13 protein-coding genes are annotated in these 14,706 nt (G+C 72.5%); 8 read left to right on the forward strand and 5 right to left on the reverse strand.

Going from position 1 to position 14,706, the window contains the following annotated elements:
- The first annotated feature begins 56 nt into the window (after positions 1–56).
- The gene (locus ACIRB4_RS02570) at positions 57–1,889 is read left to right on the forward strand and encodes a GMC oxidoreductase (protein ID WP_403287971.1); all 1,833 of its coding nucleotides are present in this window, start codon (positions 57–59) and stop codon (positions 1,887–1,889) included.
- Positions 1,890–2,537: 648 nt separating this feature from the next.
- Here the strand turns inward: ACIRB4_RS02570 and ACIRB4_RS02575 are convergent.
- The gene (locus tag ACIRB4_RS02575; RefSeq protein WP_403287972.1) at positions 2,538–2,903 is read right to left on the reverse strand and encodes a chorismate mutase; all 366 of its coding nucleotides are present in this window, start codon (positions 2,901–2,903) and stop codon (positions 2,538–2,540) included.
- A 327-nt stretch (positions 2,904–3,230) separates the two neighbouring features.
- On the opposite strand from ACIRB4_RS02575, the gene guaA reads away from it, so the two are divergent.
- The 4 genes from guaA (at position 3,231) to ACIRB4_RS02595 (ending at position 7,807) form a co-directional block, all read left to right on the forward strand.
- Positions 3,231–4,832 carry a glutamine-hydrolyzing GMP synthase gene (guaA, locus tag ACIRB4_RS02580; protein WP_403287973.1) on the forward strand — a complete coding sequence of 534 codons (1,602 nt, stop codon included), beginning with the start codon at positions 3,231–3,233 and terminating at the stop codon, positions 4,830–4,832.
- Between the two features lie 136 nt (positions 4,833–4,968).
- Positions 4,969–5,757 carry a class II aldolase/adducin family protein gene (locus ACIRB4_RS02585; RefSeq protein ID WP_403287974.1) on the forward strand — a complete coding sequence of 263 codons (789 nt, stop codon included), beginning with the start codon at positions 4,969–4,971 and terminating at the stop codon, positions 5,755–5,757.
- Positions 5,758–5,890: 133 nt separating this feature from the next.
- Positions 5,891–7,138, forward strand: coding sequence for a hypothetical protein (locus ACIRB4_RS02590; protein WP_403288649.1), 1,248 nt, complete (start codon positions 5,891–5,893; stop codon positions 7,136–7,138).
- A 126-nt stretch (positions 7,139–7,264) separates the two neighbouring features.
- A complete protein-coding gene (locus ACIRB4_RS02595) occupies positions 7,265–7,807 on the forward strand; it encodes a DoxX family protein (protein WP_403287975.1) in 543 nt (180 codons plus the stop codon).
- Here the strand turns inward: ACIRB4_RS02595 and ACIRB4_RS02600 are convergent.
- Complete coding sequence (locus tag ACIRB4_RS02600) at positions 7,717–7,977, reverse strand: hypothetical protein (protein ID WP_403287976.1); 261 nt, start codon at positions 7,975–7,977, stop codon at positions 7,717–7,719. The genes ACIRB4_RS02595 and ACIRB4_RS02600 overlap by 91 nt on opposite strands.
- Entirely contained in the window at positions 7,964–9,319 is a 1,356-nt protein-coding gene (locus ACIRB4_RS02605; protein ID WP_403287977.1) for a PspC domain-containing protein, read from the reverse strand. The genes ACIRB4_RS02600 and ACIRB4_RS02605 overlap by 14 nt, the downstream gene beginning before the upstream one ends.
- A 171-nt stretch (positions 9,320–9,490) precedes the next feature.
- On the opposite strand from ACIRB4_RS02605, the gene ACIRB4_RS02610 reads away from it, so the two are divergent.
- Positions 9,491–10,759, forward strand: a complete 1,269-nt coding sequence (locus tag ACIRB4_RS02610) for a PspC domain-containing protein (RefSeq protein ID WP_403287979.1) — start codon at positions 9,491–9,493, stop codon at positions 10,757–10,759.
- Entirely contained in the window at positions 10,756–11,463 is a 708-nt protein-coding gene (locus ACIRB4_RS02615) for a LuxR C-terminal-related transcriptional regulator (protein ID WP_403287980.1), read from the forward strand. The genes ACIRB4_RS02610 and ACIRB4_RS02615 overlap by 4 nt, the downstream gene beginning before the upstream one ends.
- Before the next feature lie 82 nt (positions 11,464–11,545).
- Here the strand turns inward: ACIRB4_RS02615 and ACIRB4_RS02620 are convergent, their stop codons facing one another.
- Positions 11,546–12,628 (reverse strand): NlpC/P60 family protein, encoded by a 1,083-nt coding sequence (locus ACIRB4_RS02620; protein WP_403287981.1) that lies wholly within the window; start codon positions 12,626–12,628, stop codon positions 11,546–11,548.
- Positions 12,629–12,973: 345 nt separating this feature from the next.
- On the opposite strand from ACIRB4_RS02620, the gene ACIRB4_RS02625 reads away from it, so the two are divergent.
- Complete coding sequence (locus ACIRB4_RS02625) at positions 12,974–13,327, forward strand: hypothetical protein (protein WP_403287982.1); 354 nt, start codon at positions 12,974–12,976, stop codon at positions 13,325–13,327.
- Between the two features lie 32 nt (positions 13,328–13,359).
- On the opposite strand, the gene ACIRB4_RS02630 is transcribed toward ACIRB4_RS02625, so the two are convergent.
- Positions 13,360–14,535 (reverse strand): NlpC/P60 family protein, encoded by a 1,176-nt coding sequence (locus ACIRB4_RS02630; protein WP_403287983.1) that lies wholly within the window; start codon positions 14,533–14,535, stop codon positions 13,360–13,362.
- Positions 14,536–14,706: the final 171 nt, after the last annotated feature.

The following is a 14,706-nucleotide window of genomic DNA, read 5'->3' on the forward strand; positions in this document are numbered from 1 at the left end:
CCCGTCCGCATCGCCCGCATCCGCCCGTTCCCGCACTTTCACGTACGAGGAGAGCCATGACCGCGGTACCCCCTGCCCAGAATCAGGAAGACGACGGTGCGTACGACTACGACGTCATCGTCGTCGGTTCCGGCTTCGGCGGCTCGGTCACGGCCCTGCGCCTGACCGAGAAGGGCTACCGGGTCGGCGTCCTGGAGGCCGGCCGCCGTTTCACGCGTGCGACCCTGCCGAAGAACTCCTGGGACCTGAAGAACTTCCTCTGGGCCCCCGCCCTCGGTCTGTACGGGATCCAGCGCATCCATCTCCTCGGCAACGTCATGGTGCTCGCGGGCGCCGGCGTCGGCGGCGGCTCCCTCAACTACGCCAACACCCTCTACGAGCCGCTCGCGCCGTTCTTCGAGGACCCGCAGTGGAGGGACATCACCGACTGGCGGGACGAGCTCACCCCGTACTACGACCAGGCCAAGCGGATGCTCGGCGTGCGGCTCAACCCGACGATGACCCCCTCCGACGTGCACCTGAAGGCCACCGCCCAGTCGATGGGGATCGGCGACACCTTCCACATGGCGCCGGTCGGCGTCTTCTTCGGCGACGGCGACGATGCCGACGGCACGGCCAGGGCGGAGCCGGGCGGCGAGGTGGCCGACCCGTACTTCGGGGGCGCCGGCCCGTCCCGCAAGGCGTGCACCGAGTGCGGCGAGTGCATGACCGGCTGCCGGCACGGCGCCAAGAACACCCTGAACGAGAACTACCTCCACCTCGCGGAGAAGGCCGGCGCCGTCGTCCACCCCATGACGTCGGTCGTCGCCCTCACCGAGGACTCGCGCGGCGGCTACGCCGTCAAGACCCTCCCGACCGACAACCGGAGGAAGGGCGCGGGGCGGACCTTCACCGCCCGCAGGGTGGTGGTCGCGGCCGGCACGTACGGCACCCAGACCCTGCTGCACCGGATGAAGGACTCCGGCCTGCTGCCCCGGATCTCCGGCCGCCTCGGCGAGCTGACCCGTACCAACTCCGAGGCGCTGGTGGGCTCGCAGACCACCGACCGGCGCTACCGCAGACGGCACGGCAAGGACCGGGTCGACTTCACCAGAGGGGTCGCGATCACCTCGTCGATCCACCCGGACGAGAACACCCACATCGAGCCGGTCCGCTACGGCAAGGGCTCGAACTCCATGGGCGGCCTGACCGTCCTCCAGGTGCCCTACGGCGCCCACCGGGTCCGCAAGTGGCTCCTGGAGATGGTCAAGCACCCCGCCCTGGCCCTGCGCGCCCTCTCCAACCGCCGCTGGTCGGAGCGGACCATCATCGGCCTGGTGATGCAGTCCCTGGACAACTCGCTCACCACCTACCGCAAGCCCGGCGGCCTCGGAAAGGGCCTGCTCACCGCCCGCCAGGGGCACGGCGCCCCGAACCCGACCCAGATCGAGGCGGCCACCCGCGCCGCCTCCCTGATGGCGGAGGAGATCAACGGCTTCGCCGGTTCGAACATCGGCGAGCTGATGGGCACCCCGCTGACCGCTCATTTCCTCGGCGGCTGCCCGATCGGCGCCGACGCCGAGTCCGGTGTCATCGACCCGTACCACCGCCTCTACGGCCACCCGGGCATCTCGGTCGTCGACGGGGCGGCGGTCTCCGCCAACCTCGGCGTCAACCCCTCGCTGACGATCACGGCGCAGGCGGAGCGGGCGATGTCCTTCTGGCCGAACAAGGGCGAGGAGGATCCGCGTCCGCGCCAGGGCGAGGGGTACGTCCGGCTCGCCCCGGTCGCGCCGAAGTCCCCGGCGGTCCCGGCGGACGCCTTCGGCGCGCTGAACCTGCCGTTCCTGGGCATCCCGGCGGTCCCGCCGAGGCAGGCGCGGAGGAGCCCCGACACCGCCGTGACCTGACCAGACAGGCCCCATGCACGGAAGAGGCGCTGCACCCCCCTCCGAGTGCAGCGCCTCTCCAGCTTCTGGTGGTGCCGCATGCATGACCTGTGACCGGGGGGATTGGTTGTAGCGGATACACGGAATCGTCGTGTGACGCGCGTCACTCCCAGCTGGCTTCGCGTACGGCAAGGGCCCCGCGGCGCGATGTGGTGCGCGCGGCGGGGCCCTTGGGCGGCACCGGTGTCAGGGCGGTGGCGGTGCCGGCGGAGAGCGGCGCCCGGGGGGAGGAGGCGCCGCAGCGGAGAAGGAGGGGACTCAGGGACTGGAGGGGCGGGACGGAACGCGGGGGTGGATCTCATCGTGCTGGGCGGATGCGGCCGGGCACCCGTCGGGCCGGTTGCGGTCGGCCCAGGGCGTCCCCGGGGCCGACCGCTCTTCATGGGTGACCGGGCTGCTGTCCCCTGCCGTCCGGTCACACGCGCTGGGGCGAGGTCCCACGACGTACCGGTGGTACGCCACACGCCCCAGCGGAGCCACGCGTGGTTTCTTCGGGCCCGCCCCTGGCTGGCACGGACACCGGGACCAACGAAGGGGTGCGGGAGCCGGTCACGCGCCGTACGGGTGAGAGCGGGTCCGAACTCAGGTCCGCACCCCCGTCCTCGCGGGTCAGACCCGGCCCCGGCACAGTTCGAGCACGGTCATCGCGAGGGTGGTGCCCGGCTTGCCGAGCGCGTCCCTGTAGTGGCCGAGGACCTCCATCTCGCGCGCGAGGTTCACCCGGCGGCCGCCCGAGCCGATCCGGGCCTCCTGGATCACGGCCGAGACGGCCATCCGTTCCTGGATCAGGCCGATGATCCGGTCGTCGAGCGCGTCGATCCGCTCGCGGGCGTCTCCGATGAGCGCGGCGGCCTCGTCGGTACGGGCGCCGGTCTTCTCCGTCACGGTCTTCTCCGTCACGGTCTTCGCGGGCGGGGTCTTCGTGGCGGCGGTCGTGGTGATCGTGGCGGCGGTCGTGGTGATCGTGGTGGTCATCGGGGGCTCCTCGTGGTGTCGGGTGCGGAGGGCCCCGGAGCGGCACGGCCCGGAAACGACAGAACGCCCCGGGCCTTGTCGGCCCGGGGCGCCTGGGAAGTCGCTTGTCAGATCAAGCAGCACGACCATGGCAGCCGGACGGGCCGGTGCCATAGGTAAAGACGAAGGTCGTGAGCTTGCGCATGCGGACAGTATGGACCGCGCCCCGCGCTCGCGGCCAAACCCGGTTCGGATGGTGAGACGAAAAGCGACACCGGCGCGCCGGTAGAATCGACAAATAGCCCCCCTCTTTCGGGGAACCTCTCCTACCGCCGGAAGGCCGCCGTAGTGTCATCAGCGACTCCCGCTGCCGCGCCCGACGTCTCCAACCCGGACGTAGTCCTCGTTGTCGACTTCGGCGCCCAGTACGCCCAGCTCATCGCCCGCCGAGTCCGTGAGGCCCGGGTCTACAGCGAGATCGTCCCGTCCACCATGCCGGTGGCCGAGATGCTGGCCAAGAACCCGAAGGCGATCATCCTCTCCGGCGGCCCGTCGTCCGTGTACGCGGAGGGCGCCCCGCGCCTGGACCGAGAACTGTTCGAGGCCGGTGTCCCGGTCTTCGGCATGTGCTACGGCTTCCAGCTGATGGCGACCACCCTCGGCGGCACCGTCGACAACACCGGAGCCCGCGAGTACGGCCGTACGCCGCTGCACGTCTCCAAGGCCGGCTCCACCCTCTTCGAGGGCACGCCGACCGAGCAGTCCGTGTGGATGTCGCACGGCGACGCCTGCTCCGCCGCCCCCGAGGGCTTCACCGTCACCGCGTCCACGGACGTCGTACCGGTCGCCGCCTTCGAGAACGACGAGAAGAAGCTGTACGGCGTGCAGTACCACCCCGAGGTGATGCACTCCACGCACGGCCAGCAGATCCTGGAGCACTTCCTCTACCGTGGCGCCGGCATCCAGCCGACGTGGACCACGGGCAACGTCATCGAGGAGCAGGTCGCGGCCATCCGCGAGCAGGTCGGCACCAAGCGCGCCATCTGCGGTCTCTCCGGCGGCGTCGACTCGGCGGTTGCCGCGGCGCTCGTGCAGAAGGCCATCGGTTCGCAGCTGACCTGCGTGTACGTCGACCACGGTCTGATGCGCAAGGACGAGACCGAGCAGGTCGAGAAGGACTTCGTCGCCGCGACCGGCGTCCAGCTGAAGGTCGTCGACGCGCAGGAGCGATTCCTCACCGCGCTCGCGGGGGTCTCCGACCCCGAGGAGAAGCGGAAGATCATCGGCCGCGAGTTCATCCGCGTCTTCGAGCAGGCGCAGGCCGAGATCGTCGCCGAGTCGGCCGGCGCCGGCGAGGACGTCGCCTTCCTCGTCCAGGGCACGCTCTACCCCGACATCGTCGAGTCCGGTGGCGGCACCGGCACGGCGAACATCAAGTCCCACCACAACGTGGGCGGCCTCCCCGAGGACCTGGAGTTCGAGCTCGTCGAGCCGCTGCGCCAGCTCTTCAAGGACGAGGTCCGTATGGTCGGCCAGGAGCTCGGCCTGCCGGACGAGATCGTCCAGCGGCAGCCCTTCCCGGGCCCCGGCCTGGGCATCCGGATCGTCGGCGAGGTCACCAAGGAGCGCCTGGACCTGCTGCGCGAGGCCGACGCCATCGCCCGCGAGGAGCTGACGGCCGCCGGTCTCGACCGCGACATCTGGCAGTGCCCGGTCGTGCTGCTCGCCGATGTGCGCTCCGTGGGCGTGCAGGGCGACGGCCGGACCTACGGCCACCCGATCGTGCTGCGCCCCGTCTCCTCCGAGGACGCCATGACGGCGGACTGGACGCGCATGCCGTACGACGTGCTCGCGAAGATCTCGACCCGGATCACCAACGAGGTCGCCGACGTCAACCGCGTCGTGCTCGACGTGACCAGCAAGCCGCCGGGCACCATCGAGTGGGAGTGACCCCTCCCGTACGCGTCTGAAACCGCCGTCCCGTCTCCACGGGGCGGCGGTTTCGCCGTGTGACCCCCGGTCGATCGCTGCGGTCGTCGTGTGACCCCTCTGGTCAGTTGCACGGCTCGGAGCTACCTTCCCGCCCATGAGCCAGACACCCGCGCCGGTACCGGTCGAGCAGCTCCGCTTCGCCCTGCCGCCCGTCCACGAGACCGCGGAAGAGGAGCGGGCGTACCGCAAGCGGAGACTCGCGGGCGCCCTTCGACTCTTCGGGCGGCTGGGATACGAGGAGGGTGTGTCCGGTCACGTCACCGCCCGGGACCCGGAGTTCCCCGACTGCTACTGGGTGAACCCCTTCGGGGTGCCGTTCGCCGAGCTCACCGCGAGCGAGCTGCTCCTGGTCGACGGCGACGGGCAGGTCCTCCACGGCGCTCATCACGTCAACCAGGCGGCCTTCACCGTCCACGCCCAGGTGCACCGGGCCCGGCCCGAGGTCGTCGCCGTCGCGCACACCCACTCCACCTACGGGCGGGCGCTCGCCGCCCTCGGCGAGCTGATCGAGCCGATCACCCAGGAAGCCTGCGGCTTCTACCAGGACCACGCCCTGTTCGACGCCTACACCGGGGTCGCGGTGGACCCGGAGGAGGGACGGCGGATCGCCATTGCCCTCGGCCCGTACAAGGCGATCGTGCTGCGCAACCACGGGCTGCTGACGGTCGGCGCCACCGTCGACGCCGCCGCCTGGTGGTTCATCACGATGGAGCGCTGCGCCCAGGTGCAGCTGACCGCGCGAGCCGCGGGCAAGCCGGTGCCGATCGGCCACCGGCAGGCGCTGGCCACCCGCGAGCAGCTCGGCACCGATCTCGCCGCATGGATCAACTACCAGCCGCTGTGGCGCGGGATCAGCCGCACGGAGCCCGAACTCCTGTCGTAGGACGTGCCTTTACGTCAATGTGATGACTGTTCAATCACTCTCGCGCGGGGCGCTCGGAGCACGCGAGGAGCGTTCCGGTGCGGGACAATTGCCAAGGATCGACGGCTGGTTGACGGATCGGGAAGTGAGCGCCGTGGCGGTGCAAGAGGCGAGACGGTGCCAGGAGTCGACGCTGTGCGGTGACGCCGGGCCATGCGTACCGGGCGGGCGAGCGGGGCACCGGCGTGCCGTCGCCGCCTTCCTCGCCCTGCGCGACGATCTCGCCGCGGGGCACGGCGTGCCCGCCGCCGTCGCCCACTCACCGGTCGCCTCCCGCCAGTGGGTCTCCGACGAACTCGGCCAGTCCGCCCGTACCGTCGCCACCCGCGGCCGCGAGGCGGGCGAGGCATGGCTCCGGCGTGTGCGTCCGGCCACCTTCGGGGCCGTCTGGGGCGCTGTCGTCGCGCTGCTCCTCGGGCAGGCGCTCACCGCGGTCGGCACCGGATGGACGGGTCCGCGCACCGCGGCGCTGGGCGCCGCGCTCGCCCTGGCCGGCCTGCTCACCGGCGCCGCCCACGCCCACCGGGCACACGGAGGAATCCTCGCGCCGCTCATCGGCGAGGACAACCGGCTCTCCACCTCCCGCGCCGTCGCCGCCGGCTGGCTCCTCTTCACCCTCTACGCCCTCCTCTTCCTCACGCTGCGCCTGATCACCGGAGCCGACGGGGTCGGCCTCGGGCTCGCGCGCTCCGCCGGGCTGCTCACGGCCTTCGCCGTGACGTCGGCGGTGGCCGTCGCCGTCCGCCGGATCGTGTGGGGAAGGATCCTGGGGCAGCGGCTGCAGAAAGTCCGGGCCGACCGCCCCCGGGCCGCCGACCTCGTCTCCGACGACGACGGCCGCGCCTGCTTCACCGACCTCCAGTACGTCCTGGTCTCCACCGCCGTCCTCCTCCTGTGCGCCGTGCGGCTGGCGCGTGAACCCGACCGCCTGCCGGTGCCTCCCTGGTCCCTGGTGCTGCTCGTCGCCCTCTCCGCGGCGGGCTATCTCGCCGGGAAGTGCGTCGAGGGCGGCCGGCCCGTGATCCTCTCCGTCGTCCGCTCCCGGGAGGCGGGCGACCTGGACGCCCCGATCCGTACCGGCGACGACATCGAGATCCGGGGTGTCGGCTTCGTCCCACCGGGCGGGCACGGCCCCGACCCGCTCACCCGCCTGGTCGTGCGCATCGGCACGGTCCACGCCCGCGTCCCGCTGGTTCCCGTCCCCGGCGGCTTCGCCAACCCGACCGACGCGTCCCTCACCGTGCCGCTCCCGGCGGACGTCGAGCCGGGACGGGTGGAGGTCTGGGTGGTGACCGCCGCCGGCGCGGAGTCCAACCGGGTCACGATCGACGTCGTCGACTGAGCCGTCCGGGCGGGACCGCCTGCCCGCCTGAACCACCGGCGGGTCTCCCACGTATCCAGATACGGGGCGTCCGAGGACAATCGATTCCCCGGACACTGGCGGGTGGCGTGGAGAGGCGGGCCGGCGATGGCACGAATGCGGCGGACGAACGGTTCGTACGGCCCCGGCGGGGGCGGTCGCGCGGGCGGTCGCGGCGGAGGCGCGGCCGGGTGGAGGGAGACCGCCTCGCGGTACGCGCTCCTGCCGCTGCGCGTCTTCCTCGGCGTCACCTTCATCTACGCCGGTCTGGACAAGCTCACCGACTCCTCCTTCATGGCCGAGACCGGCAACGGATCGATCGGCGAGATGATGCGGGGCGTCCGGGACAGCTCCGCCGTGCCCGCCCTCGTCGACCTGGCGCTCGAGAACCCCGTCGGCTTCGGGTACACCATCGCGCTGGGTGAGCTGGCCGTCGGCATCGGAACCCTGGTCGGGCTCTTCGCCAGACTGGCCGCCCTCGGCGGGGCGCTGATCTCCCTGAGCCTCTGGCTGACCGTCAGCTGGCAGAGCGACCCGTACTACTACGGGAACGACCTCGCCTATCTGATGTCCTGGCTGCCGCTCGTGCTCGCCGGGGCCTCGATGTTCTCGCTCGACGCGGTCCGCGCCGACCGGCGGCGTATGCGGTAGGCGACCCAGGTCACCAGGGCGGCCGCGCCCAGCCCGCCGCAGAGCACCGGGATCACGCCGTACCAGGGCGCGACCCAGGCGTCGGCGGCGTCGCCCGCGTAGAGGACCGCGAGGGCGAGGGCGGTCGCGCCGGCGACGAGACGCCCCGGACGGAACTCATGAAGCAGCACGGGTGACCTCCACCTGTCCGAGACCGACCTCCAGGGAGAGGTCGAGCGTTCCGGCGGGGGCGGTGCCCTCCGGAGGGGTGAGCGTACGGGTCTCGTCGCGGTCCGGCGCGATGTCGATGTCGCCGGGCGGCTGCTGCGGCAGCCGCAGGTCTCCGAGACCCACCTGCGCCCGCACCTTCACGGTCACGTTCTCCGGGACGACCACCTCCAGCTTTCCGGCGCCCACCTCCACCGTGGTGCCGACCGTCGTGCCCGAGGGGACCGCCAGCCGGGACAGGTCGAGCGTGCCGACGCCCGTGCCCAGTTCGTACCGCGGCTGGACGGCGGTGACCGACGCCGGTCGCCAGTCCGTACGGGCCCAGTCCGTGGATATCTGCTTCGGCAGCGCCGCCGCCACCGCGAGCAGGCCGGCCGTGACCACGGTCATGAAGATCGTGCCGAAGCCGGTCCGGCCGAGGAAGCTGGCGAGCACCAGTCCCAGGCCGAAGACCGCCAGCGCCGCCACGAGCCCGATCTGCACGCTCGTCCCCAGCGGATGCCCCTCCCACGCCAGGAACGTGCCCAGGCCGCCCGCCACCAGGGCCAGGAAGAGGACCAGGCCGCCGATGGAGCGGGGACCGCGCCGGGCCGCGGGAGTGACGGGGGCCGGCCGACCGGACTCCGGGACCCACGTGCCCCACTGGCTGCCGGGCACCGGCCGCTCGCCGTCCGCGGTCAGCCCGTCGGCGTCCACCCCGTGCGGACCCCAGAGATAGCCGACGGCTATGGGGCCGGTCGAGCCGTCCTTGACGATCGGGTCCTTCCACCAGGACGTGAACTCCACGAGCGGCGGCGCCTTGGCCTCCGGCGGCGCCTCGGCGACCGCGGCGGCGGTCGCCGCGTCCAGCCGGCTCTCCGCGTCGCCGCCCACGGCCTGCCGACGCCGCTGCGACCAGACGGCCGCCCCGCACACCGCTGTCGACAGCATCATCGCGAACGCGATCGTGCCGCCGTTGTGCAGCATGGACAGGAACACGCCGCAGCCGACCAGGGCCATCAGCAGCGCGGCGAGCGAGGCACCCTCGACCCGGCCGGAGAGCAGCTTGCGGCCCTCGTTCTCCTCCTCACCCGCGAGCGGGATCAGCAGCCACGCGAAGCCGTAGAAGATCAGCCCTATGCCGCCGGTCACCGACAGCACACCGATCGCGGTCCGGAAGATCACCGGATCGAGGTCGAAGTGCTGCCCGAGACCACCGCACACCCCGCCCACGACCTTGTGCCCCGGCGAGCGGCGCAGCGGCGCGACGGCGTGGGCCTCCGCCGGCGGCGGGGCCTCGTGCGAGGAAGGCGTCGAACTCGTCATGCGTCCATGGTGACGGCCCGTGAACCCCGGCGGCACCGGGACCGACCCTGGCCCGACCCTGATATTCCGCCGCCCGCCCACCCCGACGCGTCCCCGGGGCCATTCACCTAGGGGCCATCTCAGGGGCCGACCCTGATGTCCGGGCCTGGGAGGGCGTGTGACGATCGGTGTATGCCAGCAGCCGCCCGTGTCTCCGAGACCGACGAACCGCCCGTGCGCAAGCTCTACCGGAGCGCCGACGGACGGTGGCTCGGTGGTGTCGCACGCGGCCTCGCGGGACATCTCGGGCTGCCCGTCGTCTGGGTCCGCGCCGTGTTCGTGGCGCTGCTCCTCGCGGACGGGCTCGGCGCCCTGCTGTACGCGGTCTTCTGGATCGTCGTCCCGCTGGGTGTCGGTGGACGGGCCACGCCGCGGCCCGTGTTCGAGACGACGGCGGACGGTCGGCGGCGGTTGCGCAAGCCGGACCGCGGCCAGGTCTTCGCGCTGATCGCCCTGGCGCTCGGCGCCGCCGTCTTCGTCGGCAACGTCGACTTCGGCAACCAGGCCGACCGTTACGTCTGGCCGACGCTGCTGATCGGCGTCGGTGTGGTGCTCGTCTGGCGGCAGGCGGACAACGCCCGCCGGGCCAGCTGGACGGAGCCGGGCCGCCGGCGGCGCACGCTCCAACTCGCCCGCGGCTTCGCGGGCGTCGCCCTGGTCGGCCTCGGCCTGACCGCCTTCATGGTGGTCCGGGGCTCCGCTGCCCAGCTGGGCACGGCGTTCACCGCCGCGATAGCCGTGCTCACGGGCATCGCCCTGCTCGCCGGGCCGTGGCTGGTCCGGATGTCGCAGGACCTCTCCGAGGAGCGGACCATGCGCATCCGCGCCCAGGAGCGTGCAGAGGTCGCGGCCCATGTCCACGACTCCGTCCTGCACACCCTCACCCTCATCCAGCGGAACGCGGACGAGCCCGGGGAGGTGCGCCGGCTCGCCCGCGCACAGGAGCGGGAGCTGCGGAACTGGCTGTACAAGCCGGAGGGGACGGGCAAGGACGAGGACGAGGAGCCCGACACCCTCGCGGAGGCGGTGAAGAAGGCCGCCGCCGAGGTCGAGGACCAGCACGGCGTCCCGCTGGAGGTCGTGGTCGTCGGCGACTGCCCGCTCGACGAGAAACTGGCCGCGCAGATGCAGGCCGCGCGCGAGGCGATGGTCAACGCCGCCAAGTACGGTGGCGAGGGAGGGGCGGTGCAGGTCTACGCCGAGGTCGAGGGCCGTACGGTCTTCGTCTCCGTCCGCGACCGGGGGCCGGGTTTCGACCTGGACTCGGTGCCCGAGGACCGGATGGGCGTACGAGAATCGATCATCGGCCGGATGCAGCGCAACGGCGGTTCGGCGCGGCTGCGGTCCGTGCCGGGAGGGGGCACCGAAGTGGAGCTTGAGATGGAGAGGGCGGACGGATGAGCGACGAGACCGGGACCGGGACGACGGAGGCGCCGACCGAGGAGCGCCGGGTGCGGGTCGTCCTCGTCGACGACCACCGGATGTTCCGCACCGGCGTGCGGGCCGAGATCGGCCGGACCGACGTCACCGGTGTCGAGGTCGTCGGCGAGGCCGCCGATGTCGACCAGGCCGTCACGGTGATCACCGCCACCCGTCCCGAGGTCGTCCTGCTGGACGTGCATCTGCCGGGTGGCGGCGGGGTCGAGGTGCTACGCCGCTGCGCGAACCTGATGGCCGCGCCCGAGAACCCGGTCCGCTTCCTGGCCCTCTCGGTCTCCGACGCGGCGGAGGACGTCATCGGTGTCATCCGGGGCGGTGCCCGTGGCTATGTCACCAAGACGATCACCGGTACGGATCTGGTCGACTCGATCTTCCGGGTCCAGGACGGCGACGCGGTGTTCTCCCCGCGTCTGGCCGGATTCGTCCTGGACGCCTTCGCCTCGACGGACGCCCCGCCGGTGGACGAGGACCTGGACCGCCTCACCCAGCGGGAGCGGGAGGTGCTGCGGCTGATCGCCCGTGGATACGCGTACAAGGAGATCGCCAAACAGCTCTACATCTCGGTGAAGACGGTCGAGTCGCATGTCTCCGCGGTGCTGCGCAAGCTGCAGCTCTCCAACCGGCACGAGCTGACCCGCTGGGCGACCGCCCGCCGCCTGGTCTGACCCGCCGCGCCATGACGCGCCCGCGCCCGCGCCCACGCCCCGCCCCCCGGGCCGGGCCGGCCGGGAGGCCCGGGCCGGGGCGTCACCCCACCCGGGTCGCGCCGACGAACGGCATCTCGTCGATCGGCGCCACCCGCACCGGGGCGCCCGGTCGTGGTGCGTGGATCATCTGCCCGCCGCCGATGTAGAGGCCCACGTGGCTGATGCCCGAGTAGAAGAACACCAGGTCGCCCGGGGCCAGTTCGGAGCGTGAGATACGCCGCCCGGCGTTGATCTGCGTGTACGTGGTGCGGGGCAGCGCGACGCCCGCGGCTCGCCAGGCCGCCTGCGTCAGCCCCGAGCAGTCGTACGCCGAAGGACCCGTGGCCCCCCACATGTACGGCTTGCCCAGCTGGCCCTGGGCGAAGGAGACGGCCTGCGCGGCGCGGGTGTTCGGCGCCGTCACCGGCCCGCGTGCCAGGGAGTCCCGGTCGGCCCGGCCCCCGGACGCACTGCTCGGATCCGCCGCCCCGAGCCGCCCCGATCCCGTCGCCGCCGCCTCGTACCGTGCCCGCTCCTCGGCCGTCAGGCGGGCCAGGAGTGTGCGGGCCTCGCCGAGTTTGGCCCGTACGGCCGTCTCCTGCCGGCGCAGCTCGGCCTCGTGATCGCGCAGCTCCGTCAGCCGCCGCGTGGACTCGGCGCGCAACTGTCCGATCCCGGTCAGCTCCCGGCGTACGGAGCCGAGGGCGGCGGCCTGCCGCTCCCCGGCCTTCTCGGCGATCGCGGCGCGCGCCAGATACTGGTCGGGGTCGGAGGTGAGGGCCAGGCGCACGGCGGGATCCAGACCGCCGGAACGATACTGCGCGGTGGCGATCGCACCCAGGCCGCTGCGGAGGGTGTTGAGCCGCTCGGTCCGGCGAGCCGCCTCGTCCCGCAGCCGGTCCAGCGAGCTCCGCGCCTCGGTGGCCTTCTCCTTCGCCGCGTTGTACCTCTCGGTGGCCACCTCGGCCTCCTGGTACAGCCGGTCGACCTGCGCCTTCACCTGGGCGGGGGGCGGCCGGGGCTCGGCGTGCCCGGAGCCCTCGAACACCGTCGCCGTCGCCGCAGAGGCGAGAGCGAGTGTGGCGGCGGTCCGTGCCGCCCGGCCGCCGAGGGGGTACTGCTGGGGCTTCCGGTGCGCTGCCACGAGGGCGGGTCACATCCTCTCCCTGTGGGGGTCGATGCCCGCCGGGCCCGACGGCGGCCCGCACAGGGGAGACGGGCCGCCGCCGGGTTTTCTCGGCGGGGGCGGTCGGCGCCGCCGGAAGGACCGGCGGTGGTGGGAGCCGACCACCTGGGGCAGGACGCTAAACCCGCCCGTCACGGCCCGGCGGAGAGATGACCGCTATTGGCGCCAGTTGACGCTCCGGGACCGATCTCGTCCGGCCCCGGCGACGGGTGGGCACCGCTTTCCGGCTCGGGAGCGACCGATGCGCCGGAGAAGACGGCCCCGACCGGAGGGCGGTGCTATGGCCCGGTTAGGCTCCGCCCCATGGACGTCCTCATCAATGTCTTCGTCGCCCTGCACATCATCGGAATCGCGTCCCTGCTCGGCGGGTTCCTCACGCAGATGAAGGCGATGGGCGCGGGCACGGCCCGCTTCGTCCCCGCGATGCTGCACGGCGCGCTGACCATGCTGGTCACGGGCATCGCCCTGGTCGGCCTGAACCAGGCGGACGACCAGACCGTCGACAACGTGAAGATCGGCGTCAAGATGGCGGTGCTCGTCGTCATCCTCGCCCTCGTCTATGTGAAGCGGGACGAGGAAAGGGTCGCCAAGGGCCTCTTCGGCGCGGTCGGCGGCCTGACCGTCGCCAACATCTTCATCGCGACCCTGTGGACCTGACGACCCTGTGGACCTGACCGTCCGCTGACGCCTCAGGCCGGGCGCACGCCGCCGTGGATCGGCATGGAGAAGACCGACTCCTCGCGCACGTTCGCGCCCGGCTTCGGCGCGTGGATCATCTTCCCGCCGCCGATGTAGAGGCCCACATGGCTGATGTCGTCGTAGAAGAAGACGAGATCGCCCGGCTGCAGATCGTCCGTCGCGACCCGTGCCCCCGCCTCCACCTGGTCCCAGGTGGTACGGGGCAGGTCGACGCCCGCCTCCTTCCAGGCGGCCTGGGTGAGGCCGGAGCAGTCGTACGAGCTCGGACCCGTCGCTCCCCACACGTACGGCTTGCCGATCTGGCCCCGCGCGAACGCCAGCGCCTTCGCGGCCTTGACCGCGTACGGGGAGGTGGCGCCGCCGGTGGGCGGCGGAGTGGTCGCGGGCGTCCCGGGCGGCTGCTGCCGCCGGGCCGCCTCCTCCTGCCGCCGCCGCTCCGCCACGGCCGCCGCCTGCCGCCGGGCCTCCGCCTCGGCCCGCTCCTCCGCAAGCCGCCGGGCCTCCGCCTCGCGCCTGCGCTCCAGCTCCGCGAGCCGTGCCTTCTCCTCGGCCGTGAGCCGGGCCAGGAGCGTACGCGCCTCGGCCAGCTTGCGCTGGACCGTCTGCTTGCTGGTGCGCAGCGCCGCCTGCGACGCGGTGAGGCTCTCCAGGCTCCGCGTCGCCTCCGCGCGCCGCTCCGCCGCCTCGGCCCGCTTGTTCTCGTAGTCCGCCACCGCGCCGCGCTGCCGCTCGGAGAGCCGGCTCATCAGGTGGGTCTGGTCGAAGTAGGACTGGGGACTGTCCGCGAAGATCAGCGCAGCCGTCGGTCCCACCGCTCCCGCCCGGTACTGCGCCGCCGCGTACGAGCCGAGGGTCCGGCGCGACTCGTTGACCGCGTCGGTCCGCCGCGCCACGTCGTCCAGGACCCGGTCGACCGTGCGCCGCTGCCGGTCGGTGGCTTCCTTGACCCGGTTGTACTCCTGGGTCGCCGTGCCGGCCTGCCGGTAGAGGTCGTCGACCTTCTTCTGGATCTCCTCCACCGTCGGCTTCGCCGGAGCCGCGGGGGCCGCCCCGGCGCTCTGCGTGGACAGCAGCGTGACCGAGGCGAGAGCGGCCGTCGTGACCCCGACGGCGGGGGAGTGCTGACGTGTGCTGCGCGGCTTGCGATGGGACGCCAAGACCGGCATCTCCTTCCGTGGACGCCGGTGCCCACGGGCGCGACTGCCTCGCGGCAGGGCCGGGTTCGGCGTGGGCCGCCCGCTCGGCGTGATTCGCCGTCGAAGGGGACGGGCTGCTTGGCGGAGCACGCTAGCCAACCCGTACGGCCACTGGGAAGACCGATGTTCGATATGCCCGAT

The organism is Streptomyces sp. NPDC093600 (assembly GCF_044764755.1).
In the GTDB taxonomy this organism is placed as follows: Bacteria; Actinomycetota; Actinomycetes; order Streptomycetales; family Streptomycetaceae; genus Streptomyces.

Bases quoted from the DNA above. Each gene is read 5' to 3' on its own strand.
- ACIRB4_RS02570 (WP_403287971.1), top strand. From the start codon at position 57: ATGACCGCGGTACCCCCTGCCCAGAATCAGGAAGACGACGGTGCGTAC.
- ACIRB4_RS02595 (WP_403287975.1), top strand. From the start codon at position 7,265: ATGGCACGAATGCGGCGGACGAACGGTTCGTACGGCCCCGGCGGGGGC.
- ACIRB4_RS02615 (WP_403287980.1), top strand. From the start codon at position 10,756: ATGAGCGACGAGACCGGGACCGGGACGACGGAGGCGCCGACCGAGGAG.
- ACIRB4_RS02610 (WP_403287979.1), top strand. From the start codon at position 9,491: ATGCCAGCAGCCGCCCGTGTCTCCGAGACCGACGAACCGCCCGTGCGC.
- ACIRB4_RS02585 (WP_403287974.1), top strand. From the start codon at position 4,969: ATGAGCCAGACACCCGCGCCGGTACCGGTCGAGCAGCTCCGCTTCGCC.
- ACIRB4_RS02630 (WP_403287983.1), bottom strand. From the start codon at position 14,535: ATGCCGGTCTTGGCGTCCCATCGCAAGCCGCGCAGCACACGTCAGCAC.
- ACIRB4_RS02575 (WP_403287972.1), bottom strand. From the start codon at position 2,903: ATGACCACCACGATCACCACGACCGCCGCCACGATCACCACGACCGCC.
- ACIRB4_RS02625 (WP_403287982.1), top strand. From the start codon at position 12,974: ATGGACGTCCTCATCAATGTCTTCGTCGCCCTGCACATCATCGGAATC.
- ACIRB4_RS02605 (WP_403287977.1), bottom strand. From the start codon at position 9,319: ATGACGAGTTCGACGCCTTCCTCGCACGAGGCCCCGCCGCCGGCGGAG.